The organism is Duganella sp. OV510 (assembly GCF_900100205.1).
Lineage (GTDB): Bacteria > Pseudomonadota > Gammaproteobacteria > Burkholderiales > Burkholderiaceae_D > Rugamonas.
In genome coordinates this window covers 1-22,708 of the sequence record NZ_FNEQ01000015.1, presented here as the reverse complement: position 1 = coordinate 22,708, position 22,708 = coordinate 1, and the positions used below count along the sequence as shown (strand labels likewise).

Annotated in this window: 26 protein-coding genes; 7 read left to right on the top strand and 19 right to left on the bottom strand. The window is 59.9% G+C overall.

Annotated elements, in window-relative coordinates:
• Window positions 1-21 precede the first annotated feature (21 nt).
• The 5 genes from alaC to BLS51_RS27855 form a co-directional block, all read right to left on the bottom strand.
• Complete coding sequence (gene alaC, locus BLS51_RS27875) at window positions 22-1,221, bottom strand: alanine transaminase (RefSeq protein ID WP_090192297.1); 1,200 nt, start codon at window positions 1,219-1,221, stop codon at window positions 22-24.
• Window positions 1,222-1,318: 97 nt separating this feature from the next.
• Window positions 1,319-1,636: a hypothetical protein gene (locus BLS51_RS27870; protein ID WP_090192298.1), complete on the bottom strand. Its 318-nt coding sequence runs from the start codon at window positions 1,634-1,636 to the stop codon at window positions 1,319-1,321.
• A gap of 59 nt (window positions 1,637-1,695) precedes the next feature.
• The gene (locus BLS51_RS29620) at window positions 1,696-1,989 is read right to left on the bottom strand and encodes a hypothetical protein (protein ID WP_139168811.1); all 294 of its coding nucleotides are present in this window, start codon (window positions 1,987-1,989) and stop codon (window positions 1,696-1,698) included.
• A gap of 55 nt (window positions 1,990-2,044) precedes the next feature.
• A complete protein-coding gene (locus BLS51_RS27860) occupies window positions 2,045-2,899 on the bottom strand; it encodes an EamA family transporter (protein WP_090192300.1) in 855 nt (284 codons plus the stop codon).
• A gap of 1 nt (window position 2,900) precedes the next feature.
• Entirely contained in the window at window positions 2,901-6,278 is a 3,378-nt protein-coding gene (locus BLS51_RS27855; protein WP_090192301.1) for a DUF748 domain-containing protein, read from the bottom strand.
• Window positions 6,279-6,329: 51 nt separating this feature from the next.
• On the opposite strand from BLS51_RS27855, the gene BLS51_RS27850 reads away from it, so the two are divergent.
• Window positions 6,330-7,469, top strand: a complete 1,140-nt coding sequence (locus BLS51_RS27850) for an aminotransferase class I/II-fold pyridoxal phosphate-dependent enzyme (protein WP_090192302.1) — start codon at window positions 6,330-6,332, stop codon at window positions 7,467-7,469.
• Between the two features lie 2 nt (window positions 7,470-7,471).
• On the top strand, window positions 7,472-8,674 hold the full coding sequence (locus BLS51_RS27845; RefSeq protein WP_090192303.1) for a serine hydrolase domain-containing protein: 1,203 nt from the start codon (window positions 7,472-7,474) through the stop codon (window positions 8,672-8,674).
• 1 nt (window position 8,675) lies between these two features.
• Here the strand turns inward: BLS51_RS27845 and BLS51_RS27840 are convergent, their stop codons facing one another.
• From BLS51_RS27840 to BLS51_RS27810, 7 genes are all read right to left on the bottom strand, one after another.
• Window positions 8,676-8,891, bottom strand: a complete 216-nt coding sequence (locus BLS51_RS27840; RefSeq protein ID WP_090192304.1) for a hypothetical protein — start codon at window positions 8,889-8,891, stop codon at window positions 8,676-8,678.
• Between the two features lie 43 nt (window positions 8,892-8,934).
• Window positions 8,935-11,127, bottom strand: a complete 2,193-nt coding sequence (paoC, locus tag BLS51_RS27835; protein ID WP_090192305.1) for an aldehyde oxidoreductase molybdenum-binding subunit PaoC — start codon at window positions 11,125-11,127, stop codon at window positions 8,935-8,937.
• Window positions 11,128-11,132: 5 nt separating this feature from the next.
• On the bottom strand, window positions 11,133-12,086 hold the full coding sequence (locus tag BLS51_RS27830; RefSeq protein ID WP_090192306.1) for an FAD binding domain-containing protein: 954 nt from the start codon (window positions 12,084-12,086) through the stop codon (window positions 11,133-11,135).
• Window positions 12,083-12,733: an aldehyde dehydrogenase iron-sulfur subunit PaoA gene (paoA, locus tag BLS51_RS27825; RefSeq protein WP_090192307.1), complete on the bottom strand. Its 651-nt coding sequence runs from the start codon at window positions 12,731-12,733 to the stop codon at window positions 12,083-12,085. Before paoA ends, BLS51_RS27830 begins: the two co-directional genes overlap by 4 nt.
• Window positions 12,734-13,168: 435 nt before the next feature.
• On the bottom strand, window positions 13,169-13,864 hold the full coding sequence (locus BLS51_RS27820) for an MOSC domain-containing protein (RefSeq protein ID WP_090192308.1): 696 nt from the start codon (window positions 13,862-13,864) through the stop codon (window positions 13,169-13,171).
• Complete coding sequence (locus BLS51_RS27815) at window positions 13,861-14,538, bottom strand: glutamine amidotransferase (RefSeq protein WP_217636508.1); 678 nt, start codon at window positions 14,536-14,538, stop codon at window positions 13,861-13,863. The genes BLS51_RS27820 and BLS51_RS27815 overlap by 4 nt, the downstream gene beginning before the upstream one ends.
• An 82-nt stretch (window positions 14,539-14,620) precedes the next feature.
• Entirely contained in the window at window positions 14,621-14,800 is a 180-nt protein-coding gene (locus BLS51_RS27810; RefSeq protein ID WP_090192331.1) for a DUF3606 domain-containing protein, read from the bottom strand.
• Between the two features lie 130 nt (window positions 14,801-14,930).
• Between BLS51_RS27810 and BLS51_RS27805 the strand changes: the two genes are divergently transcribed.
• The 3 genes from BLS51_RS27805 (at window position 14,931) to BLS51_RS27795 (ending at window position 16,228) form a co-directional block, all read left to right on the top strand.
• Window positions 14,931-15,200 carry a hypothetical protein gene (locus BLS51_RS27805; RefSeq protein WP_090192310.1) on the top strand — a complete coding sequence of 90 codons (270 nt, stop codon included), beginning with the start codon at window positions 14,931-14,933 and terminating at the stop codon, window positions 15,198-15,200.
• Between the two features lie 394 nt (window positions 15,201-15,594).
• On the top strand, window positions 15,595-15,777 hold the full coding sequence (locus BLS51_RS27800; RefSeq protein WP_090192311.1) for a type II toxin-antitoxin system HicA family toxin: 183 nt from the start codon (window positions 15,595-15,597) through the stop codon (window positions 15,775-15,777).
• A 28-nt stretch (window positions 15,778-15,805) separates the two neighbouring features.
• Window positions 15,806-16,228, top strand: a complete 423-nt coding sequence (locus BLS51_RS27795; RefSeq protein WP_090192312.1) for a type II toxin-antitoxin system HicB family antitoxin — start codon at window positions 15,806-15,808, stop codon at window positions 16,226-16,228.
• 433 nt (window positions 16,229-16,661) lie between these two features.
• On the opposite strand, the gene BLS51_RS29615 is transcribed toward BLS51_RS27795, so the two are convergent.
• Window positions 16,662-17,918, bottom strand: coding sequence for a hypothetical protein (locus BLS51_RS29615; protein ID WP_139168810.1), 1,257 nt, complete (start codon window positions 17,916-17,918; stop codon window positions 16,662-16,664).
• Window positions 17,919-18,133: 215 nt separating this feature from the next.
• Entirely contained in the window at window positions 18,134-18,808 is a 675-nt protein-coding gene (locus BLS51_RS27790; protein WP_139168809.1) for a hypothetical protein, read from the bottom strand.
• Between the two features lie 92 nt (window positions 18,809-18,900).
• Here BLS51_RS27790 and BLS51_RS27785 point away from each other — a divergent pair, with 92 nt between their 5' ends.
• The gene (locus BLS51_RS27785) at window positions 18,901-19,596 is read left to right on the top strand and encodes an SOS response-associated peptidase (RefSeq protein WP_090192314.1); all 696 of its coding nucleotides are present in this window, start codon (window positions 18,901-18,903) and stop codon (window positions 19,594-19,596) included.
• Entirely contained in the window at window positions 19,593-19,823 is a 231-nt protein-coding gene (locus tag BLS51_RS27780; RefSeq protein ID WP_090192315.1) for a hypothetical protein, read from the top strand. Before BLS51_RS27785 ends, BLS51_RS27780 begins: the two co-directional genes overlap by 4 nt.
• Here the strand turns inward: BLS51_RS27780 and BLS51_RS27775 are convergent.
• The 5 genes from BLS51_RS27775 to BLS51_RS29880 form a co-directional block, all read right to left on the bottom strand.
• A complete protein-coding gene (locus BLS51_RS27775; RefSeq protein WP_090192316.1) occupies window positions 19,820-20,386 on the bottom strand; it encodes a hypothetical protein in 567 nt (188 codons plus the stop codon). The two genes, BLS51_RS27780 and BLS51_RS27775, sit on opposite strands and share 4 nt — an antisense overlap.
• Window positions 20,383-20,880, bottom strand: coding sequence for a glycoside hydrolase family 24 protein (locus tag BLS51_RS27770; protein WP_090192317.1), 498 nt, complete (start codon window positions 20,878-20,880; stop codon window positions 20,383-20,385). Before BLS51_RS27770 ends, BLS51_RS27775 begins: the two co-directional genes overlap by 4 nt.
• Window positions 20,877-21,311, bottom strand: a complete 435-nt coding sequence (locus BLS51_RS27765) for a hypothetical protein (RefSeq protein ID WP_090192318.1) — start codon at window positions 21,309-21,311, stop codon at window positions 20,877-20,879. The genes BLS51_RS27770 and BLS51_RS27765 overlap by 4 nt, the downstream gene beginning before the upstream one ends.
• A 33-nt stretch (window positions 21,312-21,344) precedes the next feature.
• Complete coding sequence (locus BLS51_RS27760; RefSeq protein ID WP_090192319.1) at window positions 21,345-21,995, bottom strand: hypothetical protein; 651 nt, start codon at window positions 21,993-21,995, stop codon at window positions 21,345-21,347.
• Window positions 21,996-22,003: 8 nt separating this feature from the next.
• The coding region (locus BLS51_RS29880; RefSeq protein ID WP_175472713.1) for a hypothetical protein at window positions 22,004-22,708 on the bottom strand (705 nt) is incomplete at its 5' end.

The following is a 22,708-nucleotide window of genomic DNA, read 5'->3' as shown; positions in this document are numbered from 1 at the left end:
CGGCTTAAACTTGGCGCAGATTTACGCCGCAGTTTTACGTAACATGGCTTTAATGCCACGCAGGCCCTGACGGATGCGCGCTTCGTTCTCGATCAGGGCGAAGCGCACGTATTCGTCCCCGTACTCCCCGAAGCCGATGCCGGGGGATACGCAAACCTTGGCCTCGGCCAGCAGCAGCTTGGCGAATTCCAGCGAGCCCAGATGGCGATAAGCTTCCGGGATGCGCGCCCAGATGTACATCGAAGCTTTCGGCTTGTCCACCGGCCAGCCGGCTTCGACCAGGCCCTTGTGCAGCACGTCGCGGCGGCTTTGGTATTGCGCGCAGATGTCGCTGACGCAGGACTGGTCGCCCTCCAGCGCGGCAATCGCCGCCACCTGCACCGGCGTGAAGCTGCCGTAGTCGTGGTAGCTCTTGATGCGCGCCAGTGCGGCCACCAGCTCCTTGTTGCCGACCATGAAGCCGACGCGCCAGCCAGCCATGTTGTAGCTCTTCGACAGCGTGAAGAATTCCACCGCCACCTCGCGCGCGCCCGGCACCTGCATGATCGACGGCGCTTTCCAGCCGTCAAACACGATGTCGGCGTAGGCCAGATCGTGCACCACCAGGATGTTGTGCTGCCTGGCCAGCGCCACCACACGCTCAAAAAATTCCAGCTCGACGCACTGCGCGGTGGGATTCGACGGGAAGCCAAGTATCATCATCTTCGGCTTCGGATAGCTTTCGCGCACCGCGCGTTCCAGTTCATCGAAGAAGTCGACGCCCGGCGTCATGCGCACCGAGCGGATATTCGCACCGGCGATCACCGCGCCCCAGATATGGATCGGATAGCTGGGATTGGGCACCAGCACGGTGTCGCCCTGGTCCAGCGTGGCCAGCATCAGGTGCGCCAGGCCTTCCTTGGAGCCGATGGTGACGATGGCTTCCGAGTCCGGATCGAAGTCGACCTCATAGCGCGTCTTGTACCAGCGCGAGATGGCGCGGCGCAGGCGCGGGATGCCTTTGGAGGCCGAATAGCCATGGGTATCCGGGCGTTGCACCGTGTCGACCAGCTTGGACACGATGTGCGGCGGCGTGGCGCCGTCTGGATTGCCCATCGACATATCGATGATGTCTTCGCCGCGACGGCGTGCCGCCAGCTTGAGCTCGGCGGTGACATTGAAAACGTAGGGAGGCAGGCGATCGATGCGCGCAAAGCTGCGCGGATTTTGGGTGTCAGTCATGGATGTCTCACGTAAGCGCCCGGAACCGTCCGAGCGACGTCGATGCTGATGCATCGGGATCGATACTAGACGATCCCATCCATGTCTGGCAAGTGCTTCAGGCGGTGGCTTGCTTTTCCTGCTCGCTGAACCACTCGAAGATGATCAGGCCGATGATGGAAGCAATCGGCATGAAGCATGCCGACACAATCACCCACAACACCGGCGAACGGCCGAGCCGCCTGGCGGCAATGCCGACAAATACCAGGTGCAGCACATAGCACACCAGGATACCGATGCCGGTGGCGATCATCAGCAGGATCGACTTTGTGGTGTGCTGCACCAGCGGCGGCAAGTACGACGCCACGCAAGCGATCCACAACACCAGCGTGACAGCGGCGGCAGCGATAGGTTGTTGGGCACGGGCGATTTGCATGGCGTCTCCTTGAAGAAGCAATCATGCTGCCACGATCCGGTTGCAAAAGCAACAAGCAGCTATTTGTAGGCCGGTACCTGGATGACGATGGGCGTAGGCGGCACCGCTGCCGCTTTCGGTACAGCGTTGTTCAGCACAAAGGTCATCACTGTCACCGCCAGCACCCCGCCACCGAACATGATGCCGACCATCCAGCGTATGATGGTGGCGGATATTTTCTCCAGGTCCTCCTTGGTCGCCATATGCTCCAGCCGGGCCTCGATGCGCGCCAGACGGCCGAGCACATCGACAAACATTTCGTCATGCCTGTCGAGGCGCGTTTCAATTTTGTCGAGGCGGGCGTCAAGATCCATAATGGCTACATCGTAGGCCGTCGCGTGCCGCTCAGGCAAGCTGAGCTGGTTTGATCTAGCGCAAAGATGTGAGCGCTGACGCCATGACGATGGCGGTGATGGCCAGCCATTGTGTCAGTGTCAAATGTTCGCCGAGCACGAACATGCCGGCCAGCGCGCTCAGTGCCGGGGCGGCGCTGCTGAACATGCTGAAGGTGCGCGACGACAGCGTGCGCATCGATAGCATCTCCAGCGTGTACGGCACGGCGCTGGACATCACGGCGATCACTGTGCCGACCAGCAGGAACGACGGCGTCAGCAAGTCCATGCCTGTATGCGCCGCGCCGATCGGCACAATGAACACCGACGCCGCCAGCATGCCCCACGCCACCGACTGGCCGCCGGACATCGCCGACACGCGCTTGCCGTAGACGATGTACAAGGCCCAGCACACCGCCGCGCCTGCCGCATAGGCGACGCCTACCGGATCAAGCTGGTCGACGTGGCCATGGATCGGCAGCAGGAAATACAGCCCCGCCACCGCCAGGCACACGGCGACGATATCGCGTGGCCGGTGCGAGGACAGCACCGCCACCGTCAGCGGCCCCGCCACTTCAATCGCCACCGCGATCCCCATCGGAATTCGCGCAAAAGCGCGGTAGATCATCAGGTTCATGATGCCGATCACCGAACCATAGATCGCGACATTGACGGCCTGCTTCCACGTCAGCCGCGTGCGCCATGGACGAAACATCGCCAGCATGATCAGCGCCGAGATGCCGACGCGATACGCCGTCACGCCCTCCACGCCCACCTTGGGAAACAGGTTCTTGGCAAACGCCGCGCCGACGTTCAGCGACAGCTGGCTGCACAGCAGCGCCAGCCCGGCCAACCATGGATTACCCGCGACGGATGTTTTATCCTCCGCCATCTTATTTGGCCGACAGTTCCAGCTTGACGGCCACCGGCTTGCCGATTGCGCCATCCACCGCCACCGGCACCGCCGGCGTGGCCGTCGCGCCGGCCTCCTTCAGCACCGTAATCACCGCCGAGGTGCGACGTGCGCCCAGCTGCAGCAAGGCATCCTTCGGCAGCGGCTGATTTTGTTCCAGGCGTGCTTGCAGCTTGCCGTAGAACGCCGTCGCATCCGCCACCTGCGGTTCACCCTGCACCATATTGCCCAGGCGTTGCAGCACCGGCAGCTTCTTCTGCGTGGCATCAACGGCCACCGCGTTCGCACCAGCCACTTCGGCCGCTTTCTTTTCCTTGTCCAGTTCAGGTGCACCGAAGCGCTCCGCGTACAGATCGCGTATCGCACCGCGCACCTTGCGCTGGCCGATATCCAGCGGACCTGGCTGCTCATTCGCGGCCAGCTTGACGCCCGCGCGCCCCAGCGCCTCGCGACGCAACGCTTGTGCACGCAGTGCGGCGCCGTCGGCCGCTTCGCTATACAAGCCCGGCACGGACAGTTTCAGCTCCGGCTTCTTCGCCAGAATCTGCGCCACCTGCTTCAGCTTCTCGCGTTCTGGCGGCAATACCACATCGCTGCCGGCATCAAACTCCACTGCTTCCAGCCTGTCGCCGCTGACGCCAAACAGATTACCCAGCGCGCGGAATGGCGACGTCACCACCTTGGTCAGCACATTGCCCAGCGCCTTCCACACCACCGCGCCATAGCTGAAACTCGGGTCGTTCAGGTTGCCCGACACCGGAATGCCCAGATCGATCTTGCCATTGCTGTCCTTGAGGATGGCCAGCGCCAGCTCCAGCGGCAGCTTGAGCGCATCCGGGCTGTCGATGCGTTCACCCAGCGTCAGCTTGTCGAGCACGACCTGGTTGTTGCCATCCAGTTGGCCATTGCGCACTTTATACTGCAAGTCCAGCGAGATCTTGCCCTCGGCGATCTTGTAGCCGGCGAACTTCATGCTGTACGGCGAGGCGGCAACCATGTCGACATTTTTGAACAGCACATTCAGATCAGTGTTATCTGCCGGCACGAAAGGATTCAGCTGGCCGCGCACGCGCGCCAGGCCATAGTCATCGACACGGCCATCCAGTTCGATCTGGCTGCGCGCATCGCGCTTGGACGACAGGCCGGTGATCACACCATTCAACGCATAAATCTTGGCGCCAAACTGCGGGCGCAGGCTCAGGTCCGTGAAATCCAGCTTGGCGTCCTGCAGGCGCACGCGGCGCACACGGATCGGGAACGGCTCGGCCGATGCACCGGCTGGCTGCGCGGCCGGTGTGGCTGTGGCTGTGGCTGTGGCTGCCGGCGCAGGCTGTTCCACCAGCAGCCGCTGCGCATTGAAGCTGCGGTCGTTCTCGATAATCAGGATGGCATTCGGCTCGATCACGCGCAGCTCGGACACATCCAGCAGATTCGGCTGCACGCTCAGCGCCAGCTTGTCGGCGCGCACGCTGGTCCAGTGGGCGAAACGATCGTTATCCAGCTCATTCAGCGATAGCTCGGCCACCTCGAACGAGCCGTTGTAGCGCACCGCAGGATCGGCCTTGCTATTGCCCGTGCCGGTACGCAGCCAGCCTTGCGCATTGATCGCGCCATCGGCGATCTTCAGCTTGACGTATTTGCTCAGCAGCGGCTGCACCGGCGCCAGCGCCAGCTTGGTCAGATTCAGTTCGGTATCGACCGCGCCGGTGGCTGGGACGACCTTGCCCTTGGCCAGCAGTTGGCCGCCCTCTTTCAGGCCAACGCCACCCTCGAACGCCAGCGGCTTCTTCAAGTCCGTGCTGGCGTCGCGCAGCTTCAGGTTGAAGTTTTGCAGATTGACCTTGATGCCGGTGCCGGCATCCGCATACAGCGCGCCGAACTTGTTGACCTCGACCGATTTCACATCCGCCGTCCACGCCGGCCCGCTGGCCTCGCGCGACGTTGCGGCGCTGCCAGATTTCGGCAGCATGTCCAGGAACAGGAACTGTCCCTTGGCGTCGCGCGACAGGTCCAGCTGTCCGCCATTCGCGTACAAGCGGCCGGCGCTGATCTTGTGCGCATCCAGGTCCAGCGCGGCATCCTCGAAGCCAATGCGCGACAGCTTGAACGGCGCTCGCGTGCCGCTGCTTAGCGACACGTTGTCCATCGAGAATGCGGCATCGTCGATGTTCAGCCGGGAACCTTCCATCGCCAACACCAGCTTCAGCCGGGCGCCATCGGCGCTGACCTTCATTGCCGGGCTAACGGTCTGGTCGAAGTAACTAAGCGCCACGCCGTCGAGGCCGATCTGCTTGAACTTCAGCTTCCAGCTGCCGCCCTTGGCGGCCGCAGGCGCCGGCTTGGCAGCAGCCGGACGCGCAGGCAGCATCAGATTGGCGACATCCAGCTCGCCACGCGCATCGCGGCGCACCGTCAGCGCGCCGCCGTTCAGGCGCAGGGCGCCAACCTGCACCGACTGCTTCAGCAAATCGACGCCGATATCATTCACCGACAACTGCTTCAATTTTACGAACGGCGCATCGGCGTCCCGCTTCAACGACAGATCGACCAGGCTCAGGCCGGCGCCGATCAAACTCGCGTCTAGCTGACCATCGTGATAACCGAATTTGTACGGCAGCTGAGCCGACAACTTGCCGTCCGCCACCGCGATGCGCGAGAACGACTTCAGGTAGGCAGCCACACCCGGCAGCGCCACGTTCTCCAGCGTCAGCACGCCGTTGCCGCTGATTGGGTTGACCGCCGCCACGCCCTTCCAGCGCAGCTTGCCGCCCTGGCCGGCATCCGCGCTCAGCGTGTAATCGCCGTTTTCGTCCGGCAGCGTGCTCAGGTTATTCAGCGAAAAAGTGATCGGCGTGAAGGTATCGTCATAGCCGGCGTGCTTGTCGTGCATCGCCACCTGGCCGTCTTCCAGCGCAAAGTGCTCGATCACCAGGCGCGGCAGACCGGACTCCGGCTCGTCTTTCTTCTTGTGCTTCTCGATGGTCGCCAGCAGTTCGGCGATGTTGAACTTGCCATCCTTGGCAATCGCCAGTTGCAGCGCCGGCTCGCTGATGCGGATCTCGGCAAAACTCCAGGCGCGACGGAACAGCGAGCGCCATTGCATCTCCACCGCCAGTCCACCGACCGCGAACAGCGGCGCGCCATCGGCTTCGGTCAGCCTGACGTCCTTGGCCTCCAGCCTTAAAGTGAAGGGATTGAAACGGAGTTCGCCGATACTGGCCTTGCGCTCCAGCTCCGTCTCCGCATACTTGGGCAGCTGGCTCTTGATGATGCCCGGCAGCAGCCCAAAGCCAGCCACCGCATACACACCAACCGCGCTTGCCGCGCCAATTGCCCATCGCTTCCATCGTATCGTCATGCCTGCTAACCTTTGCTTTTTTTATGCTACAGGCAACAGTATAATCGAAGCATGAATGCGCAACTTGAACCCTTCCACGCCATCGCCATCAGCAAGCAGGCACACGCCCTGAAAGCCGAGGGCCGTTCAATCATCCACATGGAATTTGGCCAGCCGTCCACCGGCGCGCCGCAGGCCGCCATCGCCAAGGCGCACGCGGTGCTGGACGCCGAAGCCATGGGCTATTGGGAAAGCGCGCCACTGAAGGAAAGGCTGGCGCAGTTCTATCAGGAGCGTTATGGCGTGCAGGTTGACGCCAGCCAGTTCATCCTGACCTGCGGCGCCTCGCCGGCGCTGGTGCTGGCGCTGAGTTCGATGTTCTCGCCAAGCGACCGCATCGCCATGGCGCGGCCCGGCTATGTAGCCTACCGCAATACGTTGAAGGCGCTGCACATGCAGCCGGTGGAGATCGCCTGTGGCGCAGAGGTCGGCTTCCAGCTGACCGCCGCCGCGCTCGCCGCCGTTGAGCCGGCGCCGCAAGGCGTCATCATCGCCTCTCCCGCCAATCCAACCGGCACGCTGATCCAGCAGGATGAATTGAAGGCGATTGTCGCGGTCTGCCGTGAACGCGGCATCCGCATCATCTCGGACGAGATTTACCACGGCCTCAGCTACGTCGAACCGGCGCAGACCATCCTCGCCTACGAGCCGCAGGCACTGGTGGTCAGCAGCTTCTCGAAATATTTCAGCATGGCGGGCTGGCGCCTCGGCTGGCTGCTGGCGCCGCCTGGGCACGTCGAGCGCGCGCAAGCCTATTGCGGCAACCTGTTCCTGACTGCACCATCGCTGAGCCAGCACGCCGGCCTAGCCGCGTTTGACGCGCTGGACGAGCTGGACGGCCATATCAAGGTCTATCGCGAAAACCGCCGCCTGCTGCTGGCCGCCCTGCCCGGCCTCGGCCTGACCACGGTGGCGCCGCCGGATGGCGCGTTCTACATCTATGCCAGCATCGCCCACCTGACCGACGATAGCCTGGCCTTCTGCAAGCGCCTGCTACAGGACACCGGCATCGCCACCGCCCCCGGCATCGATTTCGATCCGGTCGACGGCAAGCACTTCATCCGTTTCAGCTTTGCCGTGTCCACGGCAGAGATCGAAGAAGCCATCCGCCGCCTGCTGCCCTGGTTTGCGGCCCAACCCAGAAAGGTCTGACCATGCGCCTGTCCTCCCTGCCCCACTGCGCCGCACTGATTGCCGCTGTGATGCTTGGAGGATGCGCCTCCCCGCCGAAAGACCACCAGGCACTGGACAAGGAAATCCAGCGCCTGATGCAGGCCGCCAACGTGCCAAGCCTGGCGCTGGCGCTGATCGAAGACGGCCAGGTCAGTTACACGCATGCCTACGGCTACGCCAACGTCGAAAAGCAGCAGCCGCTGCGCACCGATTCCATCATGTACAGCGCCTCGCTGACCAAGGCAGTGTTTGCCTACACGGTGATGCAACTGGTGGACGAAGGCGTGCTGACGCTGGATGCGCCGCTGCCGACACTGCTGAAAAAGCCGCTGCCCGAGTATGCCGCCTATGCGGACCTGAAGGATGATCCACGCTGGCGGCAGTTGACGCCGCGTATGTTGTTGTCGCACACCAGTGGACTGCTCAACTGGCGCTACATCAACGAAAACAACAAACTGGATTTCAAATATCCGCCCGGTACGCGCTATGTGTATTCCGGCGAAGGCCTGAACCTGCTGCAGCTGGTGCTGGAAGAACGCACCGGCGTGCCCCTGCAAACACTGATGCAGCAGCGCGTGTTCGACCGTTTCAAGATGCATGACACCAGCATGGTCTGGCGCAAGGAATGGGAAGGCCGCGAAGTCACCCACTACGCCAGGGACGGCAGCACCATCGTCCACAAGCGGCGCGGCAACGCGCGCGCGGCCGGTTCGATGGATACCACCATCACCGACTACGCCAGCTTCCTCGCCGGCGTGCTGCGCGCCGAAGGGCTGTCGGCCAAGTCATACAAAGAAATGCTGTCGCCGCAATTCCCTATCGTCTCGGTCCAGCAATTCCCCTCGCACTGGCCTGGCGATACGGATTTGTGGCGCAGCATCGGCCTGTCCATCGGCCTCGGCTGGCCGCTGTACAACTCGCCGCTGGGACCGGCCTTCTTCAAGGAGGGCAACGACGATGGCACACAAAACTTCGCGCTCGGCTTCCTGAAGACGCGCAACGGCATCGTATTGCTGAGCAATACGTCCATGGCACAGGGCATGTACCTGCCCGCCGTGGAGTACGTCTACGGCAACACCTGCCTGCCGTGGTTCTGGATGAATTACATCCCCTACGACAAGCCGGAGCTGATGGGCCTGCAGGCGCGCGAGCGGCCGGTGATGAGTGCCGGCTGCGGGCGCTGAGCTATTGTTCGGTCATGCCCCGCAAGTTTTCAATATCGGCTACTGCGTGGCGCCAGGTAATTTCGGGATCATAGACCGGGGATGATTGCAGACCAAGCTGTATATCCTTGAGCACTTTGTTGCCCAAGGATATTTTGTAGCGCAGCGCCGTGTATTCCACGTCGTAGGTCTGTTTCAAACCCTGCTTGCGGGTGTAGGTTTCATGAGAGGCAGCCATATCATCCTCCTTTGTCAAAACGTCCTGCAAGCATAGCACTAACTCAGATTGGCGGCATTTTCGCGATCAGTTTGTCCAGTGTGATCGGATAGTCGCGCACCCGAACGCCGGTGGCATTGTAAATGGCGTTGGCCACCGCCGCGCCCACGCCGCAGATGCCCAGTTCGCCGACGCCCTTGGCTTTCATCGGTGAAGAGACGGGATCAGTTTCATCCAGGAAAATAACCTCCTGGTGCGGAATGTCGGCGTGCACCGGCACCTCGTAACTGGCCAGGTCGTGATTGACGAAGAAGCCGGCGCGCTCATCGATCACCAGATCTTCCATCAGCGCTGCGCCCACGCCCATGGTCATCGCGCCGATAACCTGGCTGCGTGCCGCCTTCGGATTGAGGATGCGGCCGGCGGCGCAGACGGCCAGCATGCGCCGCACGCGGGTTTCACCGGTGTAGGCGTCCACGCCCACTTCAACGAAATGCGCGCCAAAGGTGGATTGCTGGAATTTCTTGTCCAGATCGCCGTATTCCATCGTGTCTTCACAGACCAGTTCGCCCTGCTCGGCGGCTTGCGTTAGCGGCAAGGAACGGCCGTCGGCACGCACCGCGCCAGCGACAAACTCGGCCTTGGTCGGATCGAGGCCAAGCTTCTGCGCCGCCAGCTCGCGCAGCTTGACGCAGGCCGCGTACACGCCGGCCGTCGAGCTGTTGCCGCCCCACTGGCCACCCGATCCGGCAGACACCGGGAAGTCCGAGTCGCCCAGCTTGACCACCACCTGCTTCAGCGGCACACCCATCATCTCGGCGGCGGTCTGCGCGATGATGGTGTAGCTGCCGGTGCCGATGTCGGTCATATCGGTTTCCACGGTGACGGTGCCCTTGGCGTCCAGCTTCACCCGCGCACCGGACTTCTGCACCAGGTTGTTACGGAATGCGGACGCCATGCCGATGCCGACCAGCCAGCGGCCGTCGCGCACCTTGCCGGGCACCGGATTGCGCTTATCCCAGCCGAAGCGCTGTGCGCCGGTGCGCAGGCAGTCGACAAAGCGGCGCGTCGAGAATTTGCGCTCGCGCTTGGCAGGATCGACCGTGGTGTCGTTGATGATGCGGAAGGTGATCGGGTCCATCTTCAGCTTCTCAGCCATTTCATCGATGGCGATTTCCAGCGCCATCAAACCCGGTGCCTCGCCCGGCGCACGCATGGCGTTGCCTTCGGGCAGATCGAGTACGGCCAGGCGTAGCCTGGTCAGCCGGTTGGCGCCGGCGTACAGCAATTGCGTCTGCTGCACGGCGGTTTCCGGCTTGCCATCCGGCAGATCGCCCGACCAGCTTTCATGGGCGATGGCGCTGATCTTGCCCTCGCGCGTGGCGCCGATGCGGATGCGCTGAATGGTGGCCGGACGGTGCGTGGTGTTGTTCATCATCAGCGGACGTTGCAAGGCGACCTTGACCGGCCGTCCCGCCGCCTTGGCGCCCAGCGCCGCCAGCACCGATTCGGCACGCAGGAACAGCTTGCCGCCAAAGCCGCCGCCGATATAGGGCGAAACCAGGCGCACATTTTCCTTCGGAATGCCCAGCGTCTTTGCCATGTCGCCACGGCCCCAGGCAATCATCTGGTTGGAGGTCCACAGCGTCAGCTTGTCGCCCTGCCAGTTGGCGATGGAAGCGTGCGGCTCCATCATCGCGTGCGACTGGTCCGGCGTGCTGTAGGCAGCATCCAGCTTCACCGGCGACGCACCGAAGGCGCCGTTGAAATCGCCGACCTTGTGGTCCTTGGCATCCTTGTCGTCCGGCTCCTTGGCCTTGTCCTTGACCTTGGCCAGGTTGTAGGCGCCGGCTTCCTTGCTGTACTTCACGTGGATCAATTGCGCTGCGGCGCGGGCCTGCTCGAACGTCTCGGCCACCACCAGCGCGATCGCTTGATGGTAATGCTGGATTTCCGGTCCGCCCAGCAGCTTGGCGGTGTTGAAGTTGCCCTTGCTCAGCTTGCCGGCATTGTCAGCGGTAACGACGGCCAGCACGCCGGGTGCACGCCTGGCGTCGATGACATCGATGGACGTGATGCGGCCCTTGGCCACAGCGGCGCCCACCACATAGCCATAGGCCACGTTGTCAGGCTGGTGCTCGTAGGCATACGGCGCGGTGCCGGTGGTTTTATACGGGCCATCGATGCGATCGGTCGGATGGCCGATGACTTTCAGCTGATCGATGGGATTGGTGGTGGCGGGAGTGAGGAATTTCATGTCCGTTAGCCTTTCTTCACATCAGCCAGCACGGAAGCCAGCGTGCGCTGTACCAGTGGAATCTTGAAGGCGCTCTCGGCGCTCGGCTTGGCGCCGGCCAGCAATTGCTCGGCCACCACCTTGGCGCCTTGCTGCATGCTGGCATCGGCGGCCGGCACGCGCCAGGGCTTGTGGGCGACGCCACCCAAGGCGACGCGCCCGCTGCCATCAGGTAATACCACAGCCGCCACCGAGATCAGCGCGAACGCATACGATGCACGGTCGCGCACCTTGCGATAGATGTGCGTGCCGCCCAGCGGCCTGGGCAGCGTGACAGCGGTAATCAGCTCGCCCAGCGCCAGCGCGTTTTCCACGTGCGGCGTATTGCCGGGCAGCCGATGAAAGTCCGCAATCGGAATCGTACGGGTGACGCCATCCGCCCTCACCGTTTCCACCGTCGCATCCAGCAACTGCATGGCGACCGCCATATCGCTAGGATGCGTGGCAATGCAGGCATCGCTGGCGCCGAGGATGGCGTGGTTGCGGCTATAGCCGCCAATCGCCGAGCAACCGCTGCCGGGTTGGCGCTTGTTGCAAGGTTGATTGGTGTCATAGAAGTACGGGCAGCGCGTGCGTTGCAGCAGATTGCCGGCGGTGGTGGCCTTGTTGCGCAACTGCGCCGAAGCGCCAGCCAGCAAGGCGCGCGACAGCACGGCGTAATCCTTGCGTACACGCGGATCGGCAGCAAGATCGGTGTTGCGCACCAGGGCGCCGATGCGCAAGCCGCCGCCGGACGTGGCTTCGATCTTGTCCAAGCCCAGGCCGTTGACATCAATCAGGTGCGGGGGCGTCTCGATTTCCAGCTTCATCAGGTCCAGCAGATTGGTGCCGCCGGCGATGAATCTTGCGCCGGGTGCGCGGGCGGCAGCTGCGGCCGCCTCCACCGGCGAGTTCGCGCGCTGATAGGTAAAGGCCCTCATGCCGTCCTCCCCGCCACTTCCGTGATGGCATCGATGATGTTGGAGTAGGCGCCACATCGACAGATATTGCCGCTCATGCGTTCACGCAATTCTGCTTCGCTCAACAATGGCTTGGTGTTCAGGTCGGCGCTGACGTGGCTCGGGATGCCCTGCTGGATCTCATCCAGCACCGCGACGGCGGAACAGATCTGCCCCGGCGTACAGTAGCCACATTGATAGCCATCGTGCTTGACGAAGGCGGCTTGCATCGGATGCAGCTTGTCCGGCGTGCCCAGTCCCTCGATGGTGGTGACCTTGCCGCCGTCATGCATGACGGCCAGCGTCAGGCAGGAATTGATGCGGCGGCCGTCGACGATCACCGTGCAGGCGCCGCACTGGCCATGATCGCAGCCCTTCTTGGTGCCGCTGAAATGCAGATGTTCGCGCAAGGCATCGAGCAGCGTCGTCCGCGTATCGACCTCCAGCGTGTGCTGCTTGCCATTAACCTGTAAAGTGAATTTCGCCTTGGAGGGCGGTGGCGTCGAGGCGGGCTGTTGTTGTTGCTGCTGTGCATCCGCAGCCATCGGCACCGCTGTCGCCGTCGCGGACAGCGCGCCCGCAATCAGCACATTACGCCGGGAAAGATTTACATCGCAAAGATCGTTCATGTCGTCGCATCCTCTGCCAGTCGGGTCAGGACTTATAGTAAATGCGTTACGACTTCAGGTTAAACACGATTGAGCGATGTCATTGACAAGCCAAATAGCCAGCGCAGAATCCTGTGCTACGAACGGGAGAAACCATGAACGCGCCAACCGAAAAAGACTATATCGACAGCAAACTACAAACAGTAATTGAACGGCTAAATGGAGAAGCGCGCGGCCATCAAATCGCAAGTGATGGCCACCTGGGAAATTTCCAACGAGATCTTCAAGCCTTTCGTGTTGAATTCAACGAGAAAATTTCCCAATTGGAAGGAAGCATTCATCGCAGTTTAATCGATGCCGTGAAATGGATGATCGGAACGATGCTCGCATTGACGGCAATCTCTATCACCGTCAGTTCAACCTTGTTCTTGCGTTTGGCTCCGAAGGAGGAAAGTCCTACAAAGGCTCCAGCAAACGTCGTACCCAGTCCTCAACCTGGCCTGTCTGCAAGCGGCGCGAAAACGTTGTCCGCCAATTTGACGTTAGCTGCGCAATCTCCGCAGCCTGACGCCATTCATCACGCAGCAACGCCGGCGAGAACAGTACACTAATCAACCGCGCCATCGGCCACGCCGGCTGCGGCCGCTCCACCAGTTCCAGCCCGTCGCCCCGACCAAGCCAACCTTCCTGCAACACGCGGTAATACCAACCCGTTGCACCAGACTCCTGCATCGCCAGCGCCGCACCGTCACGACGCAGCAAGCGATTCAACTTCCAGCATGGCTGCCGTCCCTGCGACACCTGCAACAATGCCGAGCCGACGCGATAAACATCGCCAACACACACATCGCGCTCCGTCATGCCGACAGTGGAAATGTTTTCGCCAAACGCACCCGCAACCATCTCAACCGGTCCATCCGCATACAGCGACCGCCAATGCGGATAATGTTCAGCCGCATAATGATGCAGCGCCTTCTCCGGCCCGCCATGATAAGCACGATCCCCCTGCTCATCACCCTGCAAGCCGTTAATCGACAGCCACACCTTGCCATCCTGCGGCAACTTCACAATCCCGCTCAACACATCAGCATGACCATCTCTCGGCAGCGGCCTGGCCTTGCCGACAAGCAGCGACTGAATCAGCACGCTCATTTCAACCAATCCCGAATGACCGCCTTCCCCGCATCCGCAAGCCCGGCGCCATAGCACTGAGTATCCTCGCGCAAGCGCCGCAAATCGACACCCGCATGATGCAACTCCACCGCATGCCCCGTCAGCCATTGCTCCAGCGCCTCCGGCTCAAACTCCGCATGAAACTGAATCCCCAGCGCATGATCGCCCACCATAAACGCCTGGCAAGGCGTACCCGCCGTAGCAGCAACCGACGCCACACCATCCGGCAAACGGATATTGTCGCCATGCCAGTGCAACACCGGCACACCTTGCAGATGCCTCAACGGCCCGGCATCCACACCGACATCCAGCGCCGACCAGCCAATCTCCTTGCCGGCCTCACGCGCGACAACCTCGCCCCCCAGCGCAAACGCCATCAGCTGCGCACCCAGGCAAACACCCAGCAGCGGCCGCTTCAACTGCAAGCGCAAGCGGATGCCATCAATCTCATCATTCAGCCACGGATACAGATCGACATCATTCACACCAATCGGCCCGCCCAGCACCACCACCAGATCCGCCTCCGCCCACTGCGCCTGCGACAGCGGCTGGGAAGCATGCTGATACGTAATCGAGAACCCGCGCTCCTGCAACGGCGCAGCAAAGATCCCCAGGTTTTCAAAAGCCACGTGATAGAGCGCGATGCAGTTCATGATGGGACTCTCAATTAAATAGGAATCCTAAATATATCACGAAAAAGAAAACAGGAGAGAAACTCCTGTCAATCAGCAGCGCTTAGCCAGCCGCCAGCCGCTCGCGGACAGCCTTGGCGCTGGTCCCCACCTCTTTTACCAATTGCTCCAGCCGCACCTTATTGACGCCCAGCTCGTGGGTCCAGTAAGCCACCTCATGTGGCTCATTCACATTGATGCGGGCGCGGTCCTGTGCACCCTTGTTGTTCAGATCGTCACTCATGATAATGTCCTCCATGTAAAAGCGTGGCCCAAGGGTCGCATGACGCAGCTACGCGGTCAGTTAATTACCACACGTCATACGCGCGTCACCGGACTCATGCCGCGTCTACAATGTGATTAAGGAGGCCTACATGAACGAACACATCGCAGCGAAATACATGCCGCTCCCCACCGAGCGCACCAAGGACGCCGTCAAAGATCTCATTCCAGGCGAGCGCCGCAAGATAGACGTCATCAACCCACTGGACCCCACCGACCGCATCATCACGGACATCTGGGTAGTAGAAGATTACGAAGGCGCCCACTTCGCCTTCCAGGACGGCCCTATAGGCGGCGATGTCTACCTCGGCCCAGCTGACCAGGTGCGCATTGCCATTGAGGAAGCGCCGTTTGCTGAGTGACCTGACGACTACCAGGACTTAGTCTGGAGACTTTAATTGTGAAATCCACAATTCCGCTCCATCATTATCGGAACCGCTCACCAGTTGGGGACGTAACGATGACTGCGCCAACAAATACGGTGTCAGGTCTGACAATCTCACACAGGCTGAACTATTGATGGAAGATTACGCGAGAACGCCGGGAGTTTAGCGACTTATCGAAACCTCACATCAGCTGGCAAGATCCTATTTCTTCGACGCGGCATGGAATTGGGAACCGACGTCAAAAGCCGACCATGGCCCATTTGCCCACGCGTACAAAGGGACTGCGGAGTATTTCGCCAGATTTCCTACACACTTCCACACAAACCGGATTTTGTGTGTAAAATTACACACGAAGACATACGGAGGCTTTATGAACTCCAGTACATTGATCCGATTGCTGGAGGAGGACGGCTGGAGGCTAATTCGCATTAAAGGAAGCCACCACCACTTTAAGCACCCGACGAAGCCAGGCCTCGCAACAATGCCTCACCCAAAGAAAGACCTGCCAATCGGAACGTGGAACAGCATATTGAAGGACGCGGGTTTGAAGTAACTCGTATCTATGCACAAAAGAGGCAGAAATGGACATCCCTGTTGTGATTTTCAAAGACGAAGGTAGTGTTTTTGGAGTGAATGTCCCCAACATAAAAGGCGTCCACTCGTGGGGAGATACTGTTGAGGATGCGCTTAAAAATGTGAGAGAGGCCATTACAAGCCACATTGAAACTCTCCTTGAATTGGATGAGCCTGTTGAGATCGCTCAAACCAAAATTGATACTCTGCAAAGCCATCCTGACTACAAAGGCGGAATTTGGGCCTTGGTAGAGGTCGATCTTGAAAAGCTCGATAGCAAGCCGGAGCGCATAAATATTAGCGTTCCTCGATTCGTATTAAACAAAATTGACCGCTATGCAGAATCTCGCCACGAAACTCGTAGCGGGCTGCTATCGCGCGCCGCGCTCCATCTAATTGAGGCAGAGACAAACTCGCTTGCATCCACATAAGAGGTTCTCGCTCGCTTGTGTGATGAACGCGCGCCCTCGGCGCGCGGGGCTGGCGCGTTGCGCCAGCAGATGGGCGATTCGGAGCGGGATGGCCCGGTAGGGCCATGCCCTTCGAATCTCACACGGGGAGCGCGCAGGCGCTCCCCTCGCTTCCGCCAAGAAACAAAAAAACCGCCTCTTCGGCGGTTATTTTTTTTGTTTCTTGGCGGAAGCGGTGTAATGCACATATCGAGCTTTCATGAGCCCTGGCGCGATGGTACGCGATCACGTACCTACAGCTATACCTACGGCTAATCCTAGTGAAAATTTACTGCGAAAAGCCAGTGCACAACAAATTTCGTGCCCGCTTGCCGGAAAAAATTTCCCAACAAATCAGAACCTTAAATATGGTCAACGCTCTACAACGTCTCCTAGATAAGTTTTCAATGATTTTTTAGTACGTACCAATACTAGTTACTGGTCTCTTATAAATGCCATAGTTCATCAAGTCGACCAGCCCATTACCTATGCCACCATGGATAATCGAAACATAATCAATTCCTACTGCATCTTCATATTTATTAACATAAAAATCGCTAATAAAATTTACTCCGGCAAAACCATTTTCCTTTTTATTTTCCTTTTCAATTTTTCTCCCTGCACCCGACCCAGGCGCCACACTTTCGTGAATTAAGGTTCTCCAGTGATTCATTATTTGCGAGTGGCCAAAACTGCCTAGAACCTGTATGCAAATGAATCTCAATCCGCTGGATGGAAGTTGTTTTAATGCATCGACAATTAAATTTTCTATTGCGCGCTCCAATCGATGAGTATGCACAGATTTCACAACAGCATACCCAACTGAGGTTCCGAAGAGAAAACATCCTTCGAGCGCTGTTGGCATAACATATTTTCTATCAGAAATAGCCTTCTCGCATTCCCCTACGCCGATACCAAACGGCAGGAGCTCTAACTTGCAGTTCCAAAACCTATTAGAAAATTCCCGACCCATTACAATTTTCTCAAGAGCTTCCTGAGCCGAAGCTTCAATATTTCGCAATTTTTCGTCGCGTGGCCCATGATATGTCATAGTTAGTAATCGTCGCTCGCCTTCGGGTGTGGCTTCTAGACACTTAGACATTAATTTCCCCAAAAATATATCGGCGCCTTCAGGAATTGGGGGCTTCGATTTTATCGACATACACTTACATTCTACGTAGATATCACCGAAGTCAGACCGCAATAAGATATCAGGGGCATCATCCTCGCTAATTAGTTCAGCAGCATGCCCCAACGATAAGAAAGTTTGAAGGATATTAAGTTCCAAAAATAATGCAGGAAAACCGTGATCCGTTTTTATGCCGTTGACAAATTGCCCTCTCAATTTATTTTTCAATACGCTGTCTGCACGCTCATATGATAACGAAAAGAAGCGCAAAAAAATCCAAGCCTCACTTTCATAATTCTTAAATATTAGATTATCGGATTCATTAAAAATTACATGCAACCCTAAAATAATCTTGTGTTTAGCCCATTCAATTAAATCGACATAGTCTTTGCGAAGAATATTTTCGGCTTTCGTGGCAATGCCGTTACAATAGCGCCTATAATCACCTTCAAATATTCTCTTAATTGACTCAAGAACTGCTGGTCGTTCCTGATCCGTTATTCGATAATGCGAATTTAATTTTTTCTTGTCTATTGAATTCATATAGATCCTTCGCTGCCCAACTCTGACATAACTAGAAATATTAAAGCCATCTGTTTAGTTTAAAAAAATAGATCCAAAAATACGATACAAATTAACAAGATTTAAACTGAAAAGCAACAATTGAATTGGAAAATCAATGCCGTTGATGCAGCAGCACCATTTGGCTATGACGGCACGTGCAGCGATCTAAGAAGTTACGCCAAAAGTTACGCCACCTACCTCAGCATGCGCGCCTCGCGCTTTGTCAGCTCCCGCTCGTAGATATCAAACTCGCATAGCCAGCCGGCGCGCTCGATGCGCTGAGGATCATCGCCATGCGCCTCACGCACGCGCAAGCCGCCCAAGGCAAACGTGGTATCCGACATGAACTCCAGGTGGCAATCTATGAGCCGGCCCGCCGGGAAGGTCGATATCTCGTGTCGATGCACTTCGGCGCAGGCCGCGTGGCGTTGCAGCGCGCTGGAATAGTCGCCGGTCACCACCAGCTTCCCGCGTGTGCCGCCGGTTCCGGAAAGTGACGCGCGCGGCACTCTCACACCACAAACGAACGTATCCTTGACCCTGAACCCAACAGCGGCCGTCGGCGCGTGCAGTTCACACAGCCAGGTCTGCGCCATGCCCCTGACGTTATTGTGATCGTCGCGTAGCTCCTCGATCCCGCTCAGCACCAGCTTCCAGCCTTTCAGCTGCACCAGCGTGGGCATCTTCAGCTGAGCGAGAATGCGCTGCTCGCCAATAGGCATCAGCCTGGCCACCTTGATCGGGCGCCGGTTACCCTCTTCCGTAATCTCGACCACGACCAGCTCCAGCAGCGAGGCGCCCTCCACCACCGGCACGGGCGCGCCCAGCACCACACCATCGTCACGTCGCCGTTTCGCCCAAACCTTCATCACGCACCCACTAAATACTGTATGTACATACAGTATAATGGCACGCGCGAAAACGCGCTATTATTGAATTCCCAACATAAAGAGGTGCCGCTATGTGCGTGAACTACCGACCGCCGGACACCGCTACACTAAACGGCGTCATGGGCGACTTGTTCGGCCCGGATGATATCTGGCGGGGCGAGACGTGGAAAGATTATGGCGCACCGATCGTGCGGCGTGGCGCTGGCGGCCAGCGCGAGGGTCTGCTGGCCAGCTATGGCATCGTGCCGCGCAAACGCATCCCGCCCGGCGTGCGCCCCTTCGACACCATGAACGCCCGCGCCGAAACGGTTGGCCAGCTGCGCTCGTTCTCTGGCGCATGGAAGAAGTCACAGCTATGCCTGGTACCGATGACCGCCTTTTACGAACCGAACTACGAGAGCGGCAAGCCGATACGCTGGGGCATCGGCATGTCCGATCAGTCGATGTTCGCCGTCGGCGGCCTATGGCGCGAATGGGATGGCGAAAACGGCCCGGAGCACAGCTTCACCCAGCTGACCATCAATGCGGACGAGCACCTGCTGATGCGCCGCTTCCACAAGCCGGGCGATGAAAAGCGCGCACTGGTGATCGTGCCGCAGGCGGAATGGGATGACTGGCTCGCCTGCACCGATCCGGAATACGCTCGCAGCTTCCTGCGGCACTACCCCGCCGATCTGATGCGTGCCTGGGAATTCCCTGTGCCGCCGCGTACCAAGAAATCAGAGCCGGTGACGCCGGCGCCAGACACGCAGATGGGGTTGCTATGAGCGAGGATCTGAACGACCGTCCGCCAGAAGGCAGCCTGGTCAGAATGAAGGGTGACCCAGATGGCCAAGTCATGTGGGTGACATGCTCCGCGTTGGGTGAAGATCACCTATGGGAGGGAGTCTCGAACGGGATTCTCTGCGAATGGACCATTGACGGCGAGCCGCAGACCGAGGTGTTCAGGCCCGGCCAACTGGACATCGTCGAGCGAGGGCAACAAACTACTTAGTCGGCGTTGCAGACGGCGCGGGCGGCGTCATACCGCTCGACCAGGCCGTTGTAGTCCCGCACAAGCTGTCCATAGTCGCCGGCGATGCGGAAAACTGCTGCAGCAGCTCCTGGCAAGAGGAAGGTCCGCGCTTCCGCGCCAGCGCCGGCTCCAGTGCCGGAATCTTCGGCCGCTCCGGCTTGAGGTACCGCACCACCGGCGCAGGACTCGCTTCTGGCAGGGAATGACAAGCGCTCAGTACCAGCGAGAGCAGCAGCAACAGCAATGCGTTTTTCGTTTTCATGATCGATCCTATCGTTTTGCTGACTATCAGCCAGCTGGTCAAATTTCTTCTGTAGCGCTACCGTTTCCTGCCGCGCCTTGCCGGTCTCGATTGCGGCCTCGTGCTCGGCGTCATCCTTGATGCGCCGCTCAGCCTCGGCCCACTCCCCCTTTGCTCGCGCATAGCCGATACCGTCGCCCTGTTTGACTAGGCGCGCATCGTAAGCCTGCTTGGCCAGCACCGCCGCAAGAACAATCGCGCCGGCGCCGATCAGCTTCCACCACCACGGTATCAGGTTCATGCAAGTCGCCCGCCAGCAGCCGTGTAAATACGCGCCAGTTGGTCCAGTTTGCGCATTGGCTGCCCTTCATAGTTCGCGCCAGGCAAGCTGGCCCAAAGGTTGCTGATCGCAGCGATCGCACCAGCGAAATTGCCCGCTTCGATGAGCGGCAGCGCACGCCGCTCGCGGATCAACTGAATCGCCCATTTATCCTGGGAATCCGGGCCGAAGTCAGGCAGCGATAGCAGCGCGCGATAGTGCTGCCAGTCCCGCAGCATGTGCTGATAGCGGCCCGAAGCGTTGCTGGTCAGCCCCTTCCGGTTGATGACCTTCGACTTGCGGCCATTGGCAAACGGGTGCGCGCTGTAGTCCGAAAAGGTTTCGAGGATGCCATCTACTCCGGTAACGATGACGTCATAGCCATTGTTACGGGTGGCTGCGCTGGTGCTAGTGCCCTCGGCCCAGGAGATCACGTCCAGGACCGCAGCGAGATTTTTGCTTGCCGTCGCGATCATTGCGCACCTCGCACATCCTTGATGATTTCTGCGGCGTCGCGCGCCAGCTCGCCGATGTCCTTGCCGCGCCGGCGCTCCAGCCACAGCACGATGCCGCCCAGCACCCACCATGCCGGCAGGCCGGCCAGCACCATGATCGGCCCGGCCACCGCCAGCACGCCCAACGTCGGGTCGGCGCCATTCATCGCGGCTACGGCCGCCGCTGATTCGAACAGACTGGGCCACCAGCTGTGCAGCGCGACGACCAGGACCGGCCCGAGAATCGTGCTGGTGCAGATCGAACAGGTAAAACGCACGAATGCCTCGCGGCGCGTGCGCGGCCACATGAACAAGAAGGTCAGCGCGGTCGCGGCGGCGCCGGCAAGTACAGGCACGCCAAAGATTTTGATCAGCGCGCCGGCGCCGGCGGAGGTGGTTTCGAGTGCTGGCATGTTAGCTTTCATGGTTGTGGTGATTGGCGTGGGTTAAGCAGCGGCGCCTAGTTCGGCGGCGCGCTGCGCGATGAGATCGTGGGCGGTAGCCGCGCCGGCGATATCGGCGGCGGCTTCGATCGAATACTTCTGCATGCGCAGGGCGGCCAGTTGCTCCAGCGCGTCGCGCCTGGCGTCGGCCTGTTGCAGGATGCGGTCCGCAGCGACCTCCAGCGCGATGCCGGCGCCGGTGGCGTACGCCGTCACCCACACACCCGGATCGCCCTGGTAACCGCCGTCGACATAGGCGCGCGCGGCGGCCTCGCGCAGCACATATTCCGACTCGAAGCGCTGCCAGCGCGCGTAGATGGCTGCGATGGCATCATCGATCTGGCCGACCAGCTGCCGCTTCACTTCAGTGATGCGATCCTGCTCGGCGACCAGGTTGGCGGCCACGGCTTCCGCCGGCAGCGCGGCGACCTGGTAGGTCTGGCACCAGCAGCCGTCCCGCTCGATGATCTCGCCCAGCACCACGTTCTCGCGCAAGTCGTCGATCGCTGGCTGCGGATCGTCCACCAGCACGGCGTGGTCCCATTCGGAGAAGTCGATCAGGGTGGCATCCGTCGGGAAGATCGTCGGGGCATGGGCGGTGATGAACTCGGCCAGGCTGCATGTGGCCTTGGTTGTCAGATTGATTAGTTTCATGTGTTCTTTCAGAGCTGGTAGACAAACTGTTCATGCTGGTTGTCGCGTGCGCGCTTGACGAACACGACAGCCCTGCCGCCCGGCGCCGAGACCACGAACTTCGATCCCAAGATGGCGCCGCCGATGATGGCGTTGATGTTCTTGCCCCGGCTGTCGGTGGTCAGCACCGTCGCGGTGATGCTGGAGGTGGAACTGGACGAGAGCAGGATTGGCAGCTCGACGTTGGTGCTGTCCGTCAGGAACCAGCGCGTGATGATTACGGCCTTCCCTTCACCGAACCAAGCATTGCCGGCCAGGTAAGGAACGAGCACCATGGCCACGACATCGGAAGCGCTCTTGCCAGGTGGTGGCGGTAGCGCCACCTCGGCGCCTTTGAGTAGCGTCGTCGGCGCAGTCGCCGAGTTCGTGTTGAGTAGCGACGCTCGCGCCTTCGCTGAACCGCCACCGACGTCGATCGCGACCGCCTTCATTGCTCCCATTGGAACCAATAGGTTCGGGACATTGGTGGCCGGCTGGCCGGCGTACGAGAGTTGGGTACCGACGGCCACCGGCGTGGAGTTGCAGTTCACCAGCTGATACCGGCACGTCGCGCCATCGACGTTGTCGGTCACTTCAGCGACGACATAGCCGTTCGGCGTGGCGCCGCCCAGCATCACGATGGCGCGGGCCGGCTGGCCCTGCGTGTTGTTCGTCGGCAGCGAGGTGCGTAGCGC